Source organism: Actinosynnema mirum DSM 43827, from assembly GCF_000023245.1.
Lineage (GTDB): Bacteria > Actinomycetota > Actinomycetes > Mycobacteriales > Pseudonocardiaceae > Actinosynnema > Actinosynnema mirum.
In genome coordinates this window covers 7,884,372-7,897,919 of sequence record NC_013093.1, presented here as the reverse complement: position 1 = coordinate 7,897,919, position 13,548 = coordinate 7,884,372, and the positions used below count along the sequence as shown (strand labels likewise).

Sequence of the window (13,548 nt, the reverse complement as noted above, 5' to 3'; positions counted from 1 at the left end):
CATCTTGACAAGCGTGCTTGGGCTTCGCCAGGCCAAACGGAGACGAGGGACGCGGGAGCAGTGCTGTGGGCTCGCTGCGCTCGCTCCACAGCCCGCTACGCGGTGACGGGCTGAAAAACCAAAACCCCTAGGGTCGCACCGATTCCCAAGGCACAGTCACTTCCCCCAACCGCCACCGCTTCCGGTCGTCCAGCACCGGCCACCTCGTCGCCAGCAACCGCACCGACTCCACCCACCGGGCCCTCGGCCCGAACGGTGCGAACGGGGCCGACGTCGCCCAGCAGGCGTCCAGTTCGGCCAGCAGCGCGTGCACGCGCTCGCCCGGCACGTTCCGGTGGATCAGCGCCTTCGGCAGCCGCTCCGCCAGGTCCCCCGGCGTGTCCAGGTCCGCAGGCAGGCACGACAAGGTGAAGGTCTGCGGTCCCTCCGCGGTCAGCGACACCCACGTGCAGCGCCTGCCCACCTCGTCGCAGGTGCCCTCCACGAGCACCCCGCCCGGCGCGAGCCTGCCGAGCATCGTGCCCCACGCCTCGACGGCCTGCTCCTCCGTGTACTGCCGCAGCACGTTGAACGCCCGCAGCAGCACCGGTCGCGCGCCCGCCAGCTCGAACCCGCCCCGCCGGAAGTCCAACCCCGGCGGGTCGGCGACGGCCTTGCCCGCCTCCACGCGCTCGACGTCCAGCTCAAGGCCCAGCACGCGCACGTCCGGGCACGCCTTCCGCAGCCTCGCGGCCATCTCCACGGTCGTGATCGGCGTCGCCCCGTACCCCAGGTCCACCACGAGCGGCGACCCGACGAGCAGGTCGCGGTGCGCGGACAGGACCCACCTGTCCACCCGGCGCAAGCGGTTCGGGTTGGTGGTGCCGCGCGTGGGCAGGCCCATCGCCCGCGCGCGGCCTGCGGCTAGCCTCGGCGCGCGAGCCACTGGGACGTGAACTCCGTCTCCTTGTCGAGCAGCTTCGCGACCTGCTCGACGACCATCTCCTCGACCTTCCCGCCCACCAGCGGGATCTTCACCTTCACCTGTCCGGTGAGGGTGATCGTGGACCCGCCGCCCGGCTTGTCGGCCACCGTCATGGCGCCGTCCAGCTCGCCGGGGACGCCCGTGATGTCCACCCGCGACGTGCAGGTGCGGCCGGCCTCCGTCCACGACTCCGCGCGCGTGATGACCAGGTCACCGCCCAGGACCTTGCTCGCGATGGGCGGCAGGTCGGCCGACGAGACGCCCTGGCGCAGCTCGTAGGCGACGCCCGTGGCGGTCACGGCGTGGCTGAGCAGGGCGGCGCCGGAGCCGCCGAGCACCTCCAGGCGGGCGCGCAGGTACGACTCGTCGACCAGCGCCGTGTACACGTCGGCGGCGGGCCAAGTCGTCTCGGTCAGGTGCTCGATGCGGCGTGCCATGTCGCGGAGGCTACCGTTTACCCCTGTGACCACCCCGCTGTCGTCCAGTGCCCAGGAGCGCGGTCGCGTGCCGCTCGCCGAGTGCACCACACTGCGGCTCGGTGGCCCGCCCGCGCGTTTCCTGCGCGCCACCACCGCCGCCGAGCTCGTCGACGCCGTCCGCGCCGCGGACGCTACCGGCGACCCCGTGCTCCTGCTCGGCGGGGGATCGAACCTGGTCGTCGCGGACGCGGGTTTCCCCGGCGCCGCGATCCAGGTGGGCACCACCGGCCGCCGCGTCGACCCGCTCGGCGACGGGCTCGTCCAGTTCACCGTGGAGGCGGGCGAGGACTGGGACTCGGTCGTCGCCGACGCCGTCTCGCAGGGCCTCGGCGGGCTGGAGTGCCTGTCCGGCATCCCCGGCCAGGTCGGCGCGACCCCGGTGCAGAACGTCGGCGCGTACGGCGTCGAGGTGTCGCAGGTGCTGACCTCCGTCGACCTGCTGGACCGGGCCACCGGCCGGGTCAACCAGGTGCCCGCCGAGGCGCTGGGCCTGGCCTACCGGACCTCGGTCCTCAAGGGAACCGACCGCGCCGTCGTGCTGCGGGCCCGGTTCGCGCTCACCTCCGGCGGCCAGTCCGCCCCGATCCGCTACGGCGAGCTGGCCCGCGTCCTCGGCGTCGAGCAGGGCGACCGGGTGCCCGCCGACGCCGCCCGCAAGGCGGTGCTGGAGCTGCGCAGGGGCAAGGGCATGGTGCTCGACGCCGCCGACCACGACACGTGGAGCGCCGGTTCGTTCTTCACCAACCCGCTGCTCGACGAGACCACCCTCGGCGGGGTGCTGATCCGCATCGCCGAGCGCCTCGGCGACGACGTGCCCGTGCCGACCTACCCGGCGACCCCCGGCCACCGCAAGCTGTCCGCCGCCTGGCTGATCGAGCGCGCCGGCTTCGCCAAGGGCCACCGGGGTCCCGGCGGGCGGGTCGCGCTGTCCGGCAAGCACACGCTCGCCCTGACCAACCGGGGCGGCGCGGCCACCGAGGACCTGCTCGACCTCGCCAGGGAGGTCCGAGACGGGGTGCGCGGCGCGTTCGGCGTGGAGCTGCACCCGGAACCGGTCATGGTGGGCTGTTCGCTCTAACCCGGCGACGCGCGGGTTGACCTCGGGTGACCGGGGGTACGCCTGGTGGTTGCCGGGGGCGGAACCGTTGCCCGGCAAGGGGTTCCGCTCGCCTCCACGTGGTGAAGGCCGAACGGGTGACTCCGTGTGACGAATCCTCACCCAGCGCGTTTCATGGTGGTAGGAGCGTTACACGGAGGTCGTCATGGACCATCCGGACTACGGGAGGGCGGCGGTCAGGCCGCTCAAGAGGCTGGTCGAGGACGACTTCCTGCGCAGGCCCGGTGTGGTCGGTGTGGACATCGGGGAGAAGGTCGTCGGCGGCGAGCCGACTGGGCGGCTGGCGATCGTCGTCTACGTCCGCGAGAAGGGCGCCGCGGGACGCCACACCATCCCGCCCGACGTGCTCGGCGTCCCCACGGACGTCGTGCAGGACACGTTCGCGCCGCACCACACCCTGGCCTCGCCGCAGGGCGGGAGCGGCGCCGAGCGGCACAGCCGCGTGCTCGGCGGCATCGGCGTCGGGCCGAGCCGCTCGGTGCGGTTCGTGCCGCCCGACGTGCCCAGGGCCGACGACTACCTCGTCGCGGGCACCCTCGGCGCGCTCGTGCGGGCCAGGGGGACGCACCGGCCCATGGCGCTGACCGCGTTCCACGTGGCCTGCGTGGACGACGCGTGGGAGGTCGGCGACCCGATGGTGCACCCGTCCAGGGTGGACGGGGGCCACCCGGTGCGCGACCGGATCGCCACGCTCGCGCGCGCCGCCCTGTCCAGCCGGGTCGACGCGGCGGCGCTGCTGCTGCACGCCAGGCACACCTCGCCCGAGGTGGTCGGCCTCGGCCCGGTGCTCGGCGCGGCGGACGCCCGCGTGGGCGCGCCGGTGCGCAAGCGCGGTCGCACCACCGGGATCACCGCGGGCGTGGTCGCGTCCACCGACGCCGTCATCCGGCTCGACTACGGCGCGGGCATCGGCGTGCGGACCCTGCACGACCAGATCCGGGTGGAGACGCCGGGGTTCGGCGACCACGGCGACTCCGGCGCGGTGCTGCTCGACGAGGAGAACCACGTGGTCGGGCTCTACTGCGCGGGCAGCCCGCACCGGTCGTTCGCCAACCCGGTCGGGCCGGTGCTGGACCAGCTCGACGTCTACCTGCTCACGCCCGGTGGGCTCGGCTCGCGGACGCTTGGGCGCGGGGCTTGAGCACGATGGTGTCCAGGTTGACGTGCGAGGGCCTGGTCACCGCGAACGCGATGGTGTCGGCCACGTCGTCGGCGGTCAGCGGGGTCAGTCCCCGGTAGACGGCGGCGGCGCGCTCGGCGTCCCCGTCGAACCGGTTGACGGAGAAGTCCGTCTCGACCATGCCCGGCAGGACCTCGGTGACCCGGACCGGCTCGCCCAGCAGCTCGCCGCGCAGCGTGCGGTGCACGGCGGACTGGGCGTGCTTGGCCGAGGTGTAGCCGGAGCCGTTGTCGTAGGCCTCGAACGCGGCGATCGAGGTCACCGTGACGACGTGCCCGTCGCCGGAGGCGATCAGCTTGGGCAGCAGCGCCTTGGTGACCCGGAGCGTGCCGAGCACGTTGGTCTCCCACATCCAGCGCCACTGCTCCTCGTCGGCCTCGGCGACGCTGCTCAGCCCGCGGGCGCCGCCCGCGTTGTTGACCAGCACGCGGACCTCGGGCACGGCCTCGGCCAGGGCCGCGACGGACGCGGCGTCCGTCACGTCCAGCTCGATCGCCGTGCCGTCCACCTCAGCCGCGATACTCTGGATCAGTTCCAGTCGCCGGGCGCCGAGCACGACGTGGAAGCCCTCGGCGGCCAGCCTGCGCGCGGTGGCTTCGCCGATTCCCGCGCTGGCTCCGGTGACTACTGCGGTAGGACGGTTCACACCGCGATCCTAGGTCGATCCAGGGGTGGACCCCGTTCTGTGGCGCAGGTCACCTGCACTTGCCGGGGTTCTGGGACGTCCTTGTCGGTGGGAGGTCGGAAACGTGCGAAAGAAGTTGGCCGCGCTGCTCGTGGGCGGCGCGCTGCTGGTCGGGTGCTCGTCGAACGTGGAGCAGGGGAGCCCCTCTCCGGTCGGCGGGGACAGCCCGCCGGTCGCGAAGCTCACCGCGAACCCCGCCGACGGGGCGAAGGACGTGCCGGTGAACTCGCCGGTCAAGGTCGAGGTGCAGGACGGGGCGATCGACCAGGTCGCCGTCACCAACCCGGAGGGCCAGTCCGTCAAGGGCGCGCTCGCCGAGGACAAGAGGAGCTGGGCGAGCACCGAGCCGCTGGGCTTCGGCAAGCAGTACAGCTACTCCGGCAAGGCCACCGGGTCGGACGGCAAGCCGGTCGAGCTGACCGGCTCGTTCACCACGCTCGCCCCGGCCAGCCAGGTCCGCGCCACGCTGTTCCCCGGTGACGACCAGGTCATGGGCGTCGCGGTGCCGATCAAGGTCGAGTTCGACGTGGACGTGCAGGACAAGGCGACCGTCGAGAAGGCGCTGACCGTCACCAGCAGCGCGAACGTGCAGGGCTCCTGGGCCTGGCTGAACGCCCGCGAGGTGCACTACCGGCCGGAGAACTACTGGCCCGCGAACACGAAGATCCGCGTCGAGGCGAAGCTGTACGGCGTGGCCTACGGCGGCGGCGCGTACGGGCGGGCCGACGTGACCAGCGACTTCACCATCGGCCGCAACCAGGTCGTGAAGATCGACACCCCGTCGCACCAGCTCGTGGTGCAGCGCGACGGGCAGACCGTGAAGAGCTACCCGGCCTCCTTCGGCAAGGACGACGAGCCGGACCTGAACACGCCGAACGGCACGTTCGTGGTCATGCAGAAGGACCCGCAGTTCAGCTTCGACAACCCGCGCTACGGCTACACCAACGTGCTCAAGAAGTGGGCCGTGCGGTTCTCGAACCACGGCGAGTTCATCCACGAGAACAACGACAACCTCGCCAACATCGGCAAGAACAACACCTCGCACGGCTGCGCGAACCTGTCCGAGGCCGACGCCAAGGACTACTACGACTCGGCGCTGGTCGGCGACCCGGTGGAGGTCACCGGGGCCAGCCACACGCTGCCCCCGCAGTTCGACTGGTACGACTGGCAGATCCCGTGGTCGCAGTGGCAGACCATGTCGGCCCTGTGACCCGCTGACGCGCTGTCCCGCTGACCGGCCGGACCTTCCAAGGAGGGCCCCGCTCGCACCCGCGAGCGGGGCCCTTCGGGTTTTCCGGGCCGGGGCGTTGCAGCGGGGCTGCCTGCAGAGCTGGGCGCGAGGGCCGCCAACACGCGTTCTGCGGTGCGCGGCCCGTGGAGCGCACCTGGTGTGTGGGGTGTCACGGTCGGTCGTTCCGTCCGACTCCGTCGGCCGGGGAAGCTGAGAGTCCTTCAAGACGTTGGTCATGGCCGTGGAGACATCTGTCCTCGGTCGGGAGCGAGCAGCGAACCCGGTCGCGTCCGTCGCGGAGGTGGTCCGGTGAAGCGGGTCGCGGTGCTGTCGGTGCACACGTCGCCGCTGGAGCAGCCGGGGACCGGCGACGCGGGCGGCATGAACGTCTACGTGGTGCAGACCGCCACCGCGATGGCCAGGCGCGGCGTCGAGGTGGAGATCTTCACCAGGGCCACCTCGTCCGAGCTGCCCCCGGTCGCGGAGCTGGCGCCGGGCGTGAAGGTGCGGCACGTGGTCGCCGGGCCCTTCTCCGGGCTGGAGAAGGAGGAGCTGCCCGGCCAGCTGTGCGCGTTCACCGCGGGCGTGCTGCGCGCCGAGGCCCGCCACGAGCCGGGCCACTACGACGTCGTCCACTCGCACTACTGGCTGTCCGGGCAGGTCGGCTGGCTGGCGCGGGAGCGCTGGGGCGTGCCGCTGGTGCACACCGCGCACACCCTGGCCAAGGTGAAGAACCTGGCGCTGGCCGACTCCGACGCGCCCGAGCCGAGGATGCGGGTCATCGGCGAGGAGCAGGTCGTCGCCGAGGCCGACCGGCTGATCGCCAACACCGACGTGGAGGCCGACCAGCTCACCGGCCTGTACGCGGCCGACCCGGCGAAGGTGCTGGTCGTGCCGCCCGGCGTCGACCTCGGCCGGTTCACCCCCGGCGACCGGGGCGAGGCCAGGCGCTCGCTGGGCCTGGCGCCCGACGCGCTGGTGCTCGCGTTCGTCGGGCGCATCCAGCCGCTGAAGGCGCCGGACGTGCTCGTGCGCGCCACCGCCGCCCTGCTGGAGCGCGACCCCGGACTGCGGTCCCGGCTCGTGGTGCTGGTCGTCGGCGGGCCGTCCGGGTCCGGGATGCGCACCCCCGACGAGCTGGTCGGGCTGGCGCGCTCGCTCGGCGTGGCCGACGTGGTGCGGTTCCTGCCGCCGCAGGGCGGTGGCTCGCTCGCGCAGGTGTACCGGGCGGCCGACGCGGTCGCCGTGCCCAGCCACAACGAGTCGTTCGGGCTGGTGGCGCTGGAGGCGCAGGCGTGCGGGACGCCGGTGGTGGCCGCCGCCGTCGGCGGGCTGCCGGTGGCCGTGCGCGACGGGGTGACCGGGCTGCTGGTGGCCGGGCACCGGACCTCGGACTGGGCGGACGCGCTGTCCCGGATCGCGCTCGCGCCGGGGCTGCGGGAGGCGCTGGCGGGCAACGCGGTCGGCCATGCGCGAGGGTTCTCCTGGGACCGCACGACCGAATCGCTGCTCGCGGCGTACGGGCAGGCTCGTGACGTGTTCCGGGAGGAGGTCTACGCGTGAGCCCGACCGATGCCGAGCTGGACGCCGTCATCAGGTCCACCCTGGACGACCGGGGGCTGACCTACGAGAGCCCCGAGCCGGGGCGGTTCTTCGTGGAGCTGCCGGGGACGAAGAAGCTGCGCACCAACTGCTGGCTGGTGCTGGGGCGGCACGCCGTGCTGGTGGAGGCGTTCGTGTGCCGCAGGCCGGACGAGGCGTTCGAGGAGGTGTACCGGTTCCTGCTGCGGCGCAACGCCCGGCTGTACGGGGTGCACTACACGGTCGACGGCGAGGGCGACGTCTACCTCGTCGGGCGGGTCGGGCGGCACGCGGTGACGCCGGACGAGCTGGACCGGGTGCTCGGGCAGGTGCTGGAGGCGGCGGACGGCGACTTCAACCCGCTGCTGGAGCTGGGGTTCGCCTCGGCGATCCGGCGGGAGTGGGCGTGGCGGGTCTCGCGGGGCGAGCCGCTGGCGAACCTGAGCGCGTTCCGGCACCTCGTGTCCGACTCGTGACCGGCTAGCGGCAACGCCGCGCCCACCCCGCACCGTCCCACCGGCAGCGTTCGAGGGAGGGGTCGCGGTGAGACGTGTCGTGGTGGTGGGCGTGGTGGCGCTGGGGCTGCTGGTCGGGTGCTCCGGGGGCGGGACACCCTCGATGGCGCCCGCGAAGGTGGCGCCGGACGAGGGCGGCGTGCAGGGGATCGCGCCCCAGCGGGACCCGGCCCGGCAGGACCCGGCCCGGCAGGACTCGGCCGGGAACGGGCAGCAGGTCCCCGAGCAGCCGGGGGAGGTGCTGTCCGGGCGGGACCTGGTGCGCACGGCCGACGTGGACCTGGTGTCCGGCGACGTCGACGGCGTGGTGGCGCGGGTCAAGGCCGCCGCCGAGGAGCGGGGCGGGTTCGTCGCGAGCGAGAGCTCCACCGGCCAGCGGGGCACGGCGGTCGTCCGGGTGCCGGGGGAGCGGTTCGAGGACTTCCTGGGGGCGCTGGGCGGGCTGGACGGGGCCTCGGTGGAGCGGCGCGAGGTGCGCACCGAGGACGTCACCGAGCAGGTCGTGGACGTGCAGGCCCGGTTGACCACGCAGCGGGCGTCCGTGGAGCGGATCAGGGCGCTGCTGGACCGGGCGGGCAGCACCGCCGAGATCGCGCAGATCGAGGGCGAGCTGACCCGGCGGCAGGCCGAGCTGGAGTCGCTGCAGGGGCGGTTGGAGTCGCTCAAGGGGCGCGTCGCGCTGTCCACGGTGACCGTGGTGGTGCGGACCGAGCCGGGGAAGGCCGCGCCCGACGGGCCTCCGGGGTTCCTGGACGCGCTGCGCGGGGGCTGGGACGCGCTGGTCGTGGCGCTGGCGTTCGTGCTGGCCGCGCTGGGGGCCGCCCTGCCGTTCCTGGTGGTGCTCGCGATCCCGGTGGCCGCGCTGGTGGCGTGGCGGCGTCGGAGGCGGCGGACGGCGGCGGCGCGCCGGTCCGGGCAGGCGGTCGGCGGTGGCCGGGCCGATCCCGAAGCGGGTTCCGGGGCGTCCACAGGTGATCTTCCCGGAGATCGGGGAGAACCGGCGGCCGAACAGGCCTCGGTGCCGCCGAAGGAGTGATCGTTCACCCGGTTGGCGCTACTGCGCGTGAGTGATCGACCGGGAGCGCGGGGCGGCTTGGAGAGAGGGGGAGTCAGTAGCTCAAGCCGCCCCGCGTCGATCCCGCTGCGTGCGGACGAGGACTGGGGGGAGTCCGATCAGTCCGAGCGGGCCCGCGGTTCGACGGGGGGGAGTGCGCACCGCGGGTTTCTCAGGCGGGTCGTGGGAGTGCGTGGGAGCCGACCCGCTTGAGCCCTGCCAACTTGGCAGATCGGCGGCGATCACCACAAGACTTTCCTTTACGCCGTTCGAGTGTTATTAGCCGAGTTAAGTAACGGCGTAGTCGTCACTCCGCGTGTCTTGACCCGATCGTGTGGCTTGGATCACTATGACGTCCGAAGCCGCCGAGCGAATGAGGCACCGCCCATGGTCTTCCGCAGTCCGCTCCCCGATGTCGTGGTCCCGGACCTCCCGCTGCACCGCTACCTGTTCGAGGACCTGGGCGAGCGCGCCGAGCGCGTCGCGCTGGTGGACGGCGCGACCGGCGCCGAGACCACCTACGCCGCGCTCGCCGCCTCGGTCGAGCGGTTCGCCGCGGGGCTCGCCGCGCGCGGGGTCGGCAGGGGCGACGTCGTGGGCCTGATCAGCCCGAACACCCCCGCCTACGCCACCGCGTTCCACGGCGTGCTGCGCGCCGGGGCCACCGTCACCACGGTCAACGCGCTCTACACGGTCGACGAGATCGCCCACCAGCTCGCCGACGCGGGCGCGACGCTGCTGCTCACCGTGTCGCCGCTGCTGCCGCAGTCGGCCGCCGCGGCCGAGAAGGCGGGCGTCGCCGACGTCGTCGTGCTCGACGGCGCCGAGGGCTACCCGAGCGCGGCCGACCTGCTGGCCTGCCGGGACCCGGCCCCCGAGGACCTGGCGGGCCCCGAGGACCTGGCCGTGCTGCCGTACTCGTCGGGCACCACCGGCCGGGCCAAGGGCGTCATGCTCACCCACCGGAACCTGGTCGCCAACGTCGCCCAGTGCGAGCCCGCGCTCGGCCTCGGGCCGGACAGCCGGGTGCTCGCGGTGCTGCCGTTCTTCCACATCTACGGGATGAACGTGCTGATGAACATGTCCCTCGCGGTCGGCGCGCGGGTGGTGACGATGCCGAGGTTCGACCTGCCGGAGTTCCTGCGGGTCATCGCCGAGCACCGCACCGACCGGGTCTACATCGCGCCGCCGGTCGCGGTGGCGCTGGCCAAGCACCCGCTGGTCGACCAGTACGACCTGTCCGCCGTGGACACCGTGTTCTCCGGCGCGGCCCCGCTGGACGCCGCGCTGGGCGAGGCGGTCGCCGCCCGGTTGGGCTGCCGGGTGGTGCAGGGCTACGGCATGACCGAGATGAGCCCGGTCAGCCACGCGACGCCCGCGGACGCCCTGGACGTGCCGATCGGGACGGTCGGCGTGCTGATCCCGAACATGGAGTGCCGCCTGGTCGACCCGGCCACCGGCGAGGACGTGGCCGACCGCGGCGAGCTGTGGTGCCGGGGCCCGAACGTGATGAAGGGCTACCTGAACAACCCGGACGCCACCGCCGCGACCCTCGACGAGGACGGCTGGCTGCGCACCGGCGACGTCGCGGAGATCGACGCGAACGGGCACGTGTCGATCGTCGACCGGGTCAAGGAGCTGATCAAGTACAAGGGCTACCAGGTGCCGCCCGCCGAGCTGGAGGCCCTGCTGCTGACCCACCCGGCCATCGCGGACGCGGCGGTCATCGGCTCGCGCGACGCGGACGGCGAGGAGATCCCGAAGGCGTTCGTGGTGCGCCAGCCGGGCGCGGAGCTGGACGCGGCCGGGGTGATGTCCTACGTGGCCGAGCGCGTCGCGCCGCACAAGAAGGTGCGGGCGGTGGAGTTCATCGACGCGGTGCCGAAGTCGGTGTCCGGGAAGATCCTGCGCAAGGACCTGAGGGCGCGCGAGCGGGCGTGACGGCGGCGGTGGGGCCGCGGCGCCCGCGGTCCCACCACCCGTGTGACTTAGCTCTCCCGAACGGGTCCGTCCGGCCGGGACGGTCGACGAGCGGCCCTCGGCCGCCCGCGCGGCGGCCCCGCGGGTGACCGGGTGGGCCGCCCCGCTCACCCGATTCCCCCTGCGGCGCCTGCGTTCCGCGCCCGAACGGCCGCGTTCCGCCACCGCGGGCGACCGGCCGTGCGGCTCCTCGATCGGTTCAGCCCCGCCCCGGCGCGCCCCCGTCACCCATCTGGCAGGCTGGCGCCATGGCTGTCGGAACCCTGGTGCTGCTCCGCCACGGCGAGAGCGTGTGGAACGCGGAGAACCTCTTCACCGGCTGGGTGGACGTCCCCCTGTCGGAGAAGGGCGTTCAGGAGGCGAAGCGCGGTGGCGCCCTGCTGCGCGACGCAGGTCTCCTGCCCGAGGTGGTGCACACCTCGCTGCTGCGCCGCGCGATCGCCACGGCGAACCTCGCGCTCGACGCCGCCGACCGGCACTGGATCCCGGTCCGCCGGGACTGGCGCCTGAACGAGCGGCACTACGGCGCGCTGCAGGGCAAGAACAAGAAGCAGACGCTGGAGGAGTTCGGCGAGGAGCAGTTCATGCTCTGGCGCCGCTCCTACGACACCCCGCCGCCGCCCATCACGCCCGGCACCGAGTTCAGCCAGGACGCCGACCCGCGCTACGCGGGCCTCGGGCCCGACCTGCCGCCGACCGAGTGCCTGCTCGACGTCGTGAAGCGGATGATCCCGTACTGGGAGACCGAGATCGTGCCCGACCTGCGCGCGGGCAGGACCGTGCTGGTCGCCGCGCACGGCAACTCGCTGCGCGCCCTCGTCAAGCACCTCGACGGCGTCTCCGACGAGGCCATCGCGGGCCTGAACATCCCCACGGGCATCCCGCTGCGCTACGACCTGGACGAGGACCTGAAGCCGACCAACCCCGGCGGCACCTACCTCGACCCGGACGCCGCGGCCGACGCCATCAAGGCCGTCGCCAACCAGGGTCGCTGACCCCGGTCACCGGCACGAGCTGATCCAGCCCCGGTTCAGCGCTGACATCAGCGCTGAACCGGGGCTGTGCCGTATCCAAGGCCGTATCCGAGGCCACATCCAAGGCCACATCCGGGGCCACACCCGGAACCCCACCCCCACCCACCACCGGTCACAACAACCCCAGCTCCCGCGCCCGCGCCCCGGCCTGGAACCGCGACGACGCGCCCAGCGCCGCCATCAGGTCCGCCACCCGCCGCCGGTAGGTGCGCACCGACATCCCCAGCTCCCGCGCCGCCGCGTCGTCCGTCCACCCCCGGTTCAGCGCGTCCGCCACCCCCGGCGCGACCGCCCGCAGCTCCGCCATCGCCCCCGCGTGCTCGGACAGCTCGTCCCCGGACCCCCACGCCGCCTCGAACAGCGAGGTGATCCCGCTCAGCAGCTGCGGCTCGGTGACCACGGTGTACCCGCGCGGCCCGCGCGAGCGGTCGCCCGCCAGGATCGCCACCCGGTCGTCCAGCAGGATCGTCTCGTTCACCTCGTGCCGGGACAGCCGCACCCGCGCGCCCGCCGACAGCACCGCCTCGACGTGCCCGGCCCACGCCGGGTCGAGCAGCGCGCCGAGCCGGAACAGCTTGCGCACGCCGGTCCTGCGCCGCTGCCGCGACATCACCCCGCCCCGGTGCGCCGCGACCCACGTGACCAGCTCGTTCGCCGCGCACGACAGGGTCTTTGCCGACGCGAACAGGTGCGCCGTCCGGTCGTACAGCTCCGCCTCGCCGTGCACCACGGCAACCCCGCCGGTCATCCCGCTCACCCCACCGAGGATGGCAGGAAGCTGCCACCGGATGACAGCCGCTGCCGTCGGGGGGCAGGCTCTCCGGCCATGGACATGCTCAAGCTCAACCGGGTCGGCTACGGGGCCATGCAGCTCGCGGGCCCCGGCGTCTACGGACCGCCCGCCGACCCCGCCGCCGCCGTCGCCGTGCTCCGCCGCGCCGTCGAACTGGGGATCGACCACCTCGACACCAGCGACTTCTACGGCCCGCACGTCGTCAACGAGCTCATCAAGGAGGCCCTGCACCCGTACCCGGAGCACCTGGTGCTGGTCACCAAGGTCGGCTACGTGCGCAACGAGGCCAAGGACTGGGTGCCCGCCCACGGCTCCGACCAGCTGCGCGAGGCCGTGCACAGCAACCTGCGCACCCTCGGCGTCGACCGGATCGACGTGGTGAACCTGCGCGTCGGCGGTCCGCACGGCCCCGAGGACCGCGACGTCGAGCGCGAGTTCACCGTGCTCGCCGAGCTGCGCGAGCAGGGCCTCATCGGCGAGCTGGGCGTCAGCAACGCCACCCGGTCCCAGGTGGACCAGGCGCGCTCGATCGCGCCCGTCGCGTGCGTGCAGAACATGTACAACATCGCCCAGCGCGAGGACGACGCGCTGCTCGACCACACCACCGCCGAGGGCATCGCGTACGTCCCGTTCTTCCCCCTCGGCGGCTTCTCCCCGCTCCAGTACGCGGCGCTCGCCGCGGTCGCGGAGCGCCACGGCGCGACCGACCGCCAGGTCGCCCTCGCCTGGCTGCTGCACCGCGCGCCGAACGTGCTGCTGATCCCCGGCACGTCGTCCGTGCGTCACCTGGAGGAGAACACGGCGGCCGGCCAGTTGCGGCTGTCCGAACAGGACATGGCCGACTTGGACACGAGTGGGTGAACTAGGGCTATCGCACGGGCGAACTTGACCCGCTAACGGTGTCGTGGGCATCACGAACCGCGCACGCGCACTAG

General features: G+C 73.3%; 13 protein-coding genes. 9 read left to right on the top strand and 4 right to left on the bottom strand.

The genetic code is table 11. The features are described from left to right. Positions 1–127: 127 nt before the first annotated feature. Complete coding sequence (locus AMIR_RS33505; protein WP_015805437.1) at positions 128–883, bottom strand: class I SAM-dependent methyltransferase; 756 nt, start codon at positions 881–883, stop codon at positions 128–130. Positions 884–903: 20 nt separating this feature from the next. Further along, the gene (locus AMIR_RS33500; RefSeq protein ID WP_015805436.1) at positions 904–1,401 is read right to left on the bottom strand and encodes a DUF2505 domain-containing protein; all 498 of its coding nucleotides are present in this window, start codon (positions 1,399–1,401) and stop codon (positions 904–906) included. Between AMIR_RS33500 and AMIR_RS33495 the strand changes: the two genes are divergently transcribed. Together AMIR_RS33495 and AMIR_RS33490 are read left to right on the top strand one after the other, a co-directional pair. Further along, positions 1,400–2,521: a UDP-N-acetylmuramate dehydrogenase gene (locus AMIR_RS33495; RefSeq protein WP_425358896.1), complete on the top strand. Its 1,122-nt coding sequence runs from the start codon at positions 1,400–1,402 to the stop codon at positions 2,519–2,521. The genes AMIR_RS33500 and AMIR_RS33495 overlap by 2 nt on opposite strands. Positions 2,522–2,705: 184 nt before the next feature. Continuing rightward, positions 2,706–3,701, top strand: a complete 996-nt coding sequence (locus tag AMIR_RS33490) for a chymotrypsin family serine protease (RefSeq protein WP_015805434.1) — start codon at positions 2,706–2,708, stop codon at positions 3,699–3,701. On the opposite strand, the gene AMIR_RS33485 is transcribed toward AMIR_RS33490, so the two are convergent. Further along, a complete protein-coding gene (locus AMIR_RS33485; RefSeq protein ID WP_015805433.1) occupies positions 3,655–4,386 on the bottom strand; it encodes an SDR family NAD(P)-dependent oxidoreductase in 732 nt (243 codons plus the stop codon). The two genes, AMIR_RS33490 and AMIR_RS33485, sit on opposite strands and share 47 nt — an antisense overlap. A gap of 103 nt (positions 4,387–4,489) precedes the next feature. On the opposite strand from AMIR_RS33485, the gene AMIR_RS33480 reads away from it, so the two are divergent. From AMIR_RS33480 to AMIR_RS33455, 6 genes are all read left to right on the top strand, one after another. Continuing rightward, on the top strand, positions 4,490–5,635 hold the full coding sequence (locus AMIR_RS33480) for a L,D-transpeptidase (protein ID WP_015805432.1): 1,146 nt from the start codon (positions 4,490–4,492) through the stop codon (positions 5,633–5,635). Positions 5,636–5,965: 330 nt separating this feature from the next. Beyond that, positions 5,966–7,219, top strand: coding sequence for a D-inositol-3-phosphate glycosyltransferase (mshA, locus tag AMIR_RS33475; RefSeq protein ID WP_015805431.1), 1,254 nt, complete (start codon positions 5,966–5,968; stop codon positions 7,217–7,219). Next, positions 7,216–7,713, top strand: a complete 498-nt coding sequence (locus AMIR_RS33470) for a type III secretion system chaperone family protein (RefSeq protein ID WP_015805430.1) — start codon at positions 7,216–7,218, stop codon at positions 7,711–7,713. Before mshA ends, AMIR_RS33470 begins: the two co-directional genes overlap by 4 nt. Before the next feature lie 67 nt (positions 7,714–7,780). Beyond that, positions 7,781–8,788, top strand: a complete 1,008-nt coding sequence (locus AMIR_RS33465; RefSeq protein ID WP_015805429.1) for a DUF4349 domain-containing protein — start codon at positions 7,781–7,783, stop codon at positions 8,786–8,788. 405 nt (positions 8,789–9,193) lie between these two features. After that, entirely contained in the window at positions 9,194–10,747 is a 1,554-nt protein-coding gene (locus tag AMIR_RS33460) for a 4-coumarate--CoA ligase family protein (protein WP_015805428.1), read from the top strand. 287 nt (positions 10,748–11,034) lie between these two features. Continuing rightward, a complete protein-coding gene (locus AMIR_RS33455) occupies positions 11,035–11,781 on the top strand; it encodes a phosphoglyceromutase (RefSeq protein WP_015805427.1) in 747 nt (248 codons plus the stop codon). Positions 11,782–11,932: 151 nt separating this feature from the next. Here AMIR_RS33455 and AMIR_RS33450 read toward each other — a convergent pair whose 3' ends face one another. After that, positions 11,933–12,568, bottom strand: a complete 636-nt coding sequence (locus tag AMIR_RS33450) for a helix-turn-helix domain-containing protein (RefSeq protein ID WP_015805426.1) — start codon at positions 12,566–12,568, stop codon at positions 11,933–11,935. A 78-nt stretch (positions 12,569–12,646) separates the two neighbouring features. On the opposite strand from AMIR_RS33450, the gene AMIR_RS33445 reads away from it, so the two are divergent. Then, positions 12,647–13,474, top strand: a complete 828-nt coding sequence (locus AMIR_RS33445) for an oxidoreductase (protein ID WP_015805425.1) — start codon at positions 12,647–12,649, stop codon at positions 13,472–13,474. Positions 13,475–13,548: the final 74 nt, after the last annotated feature.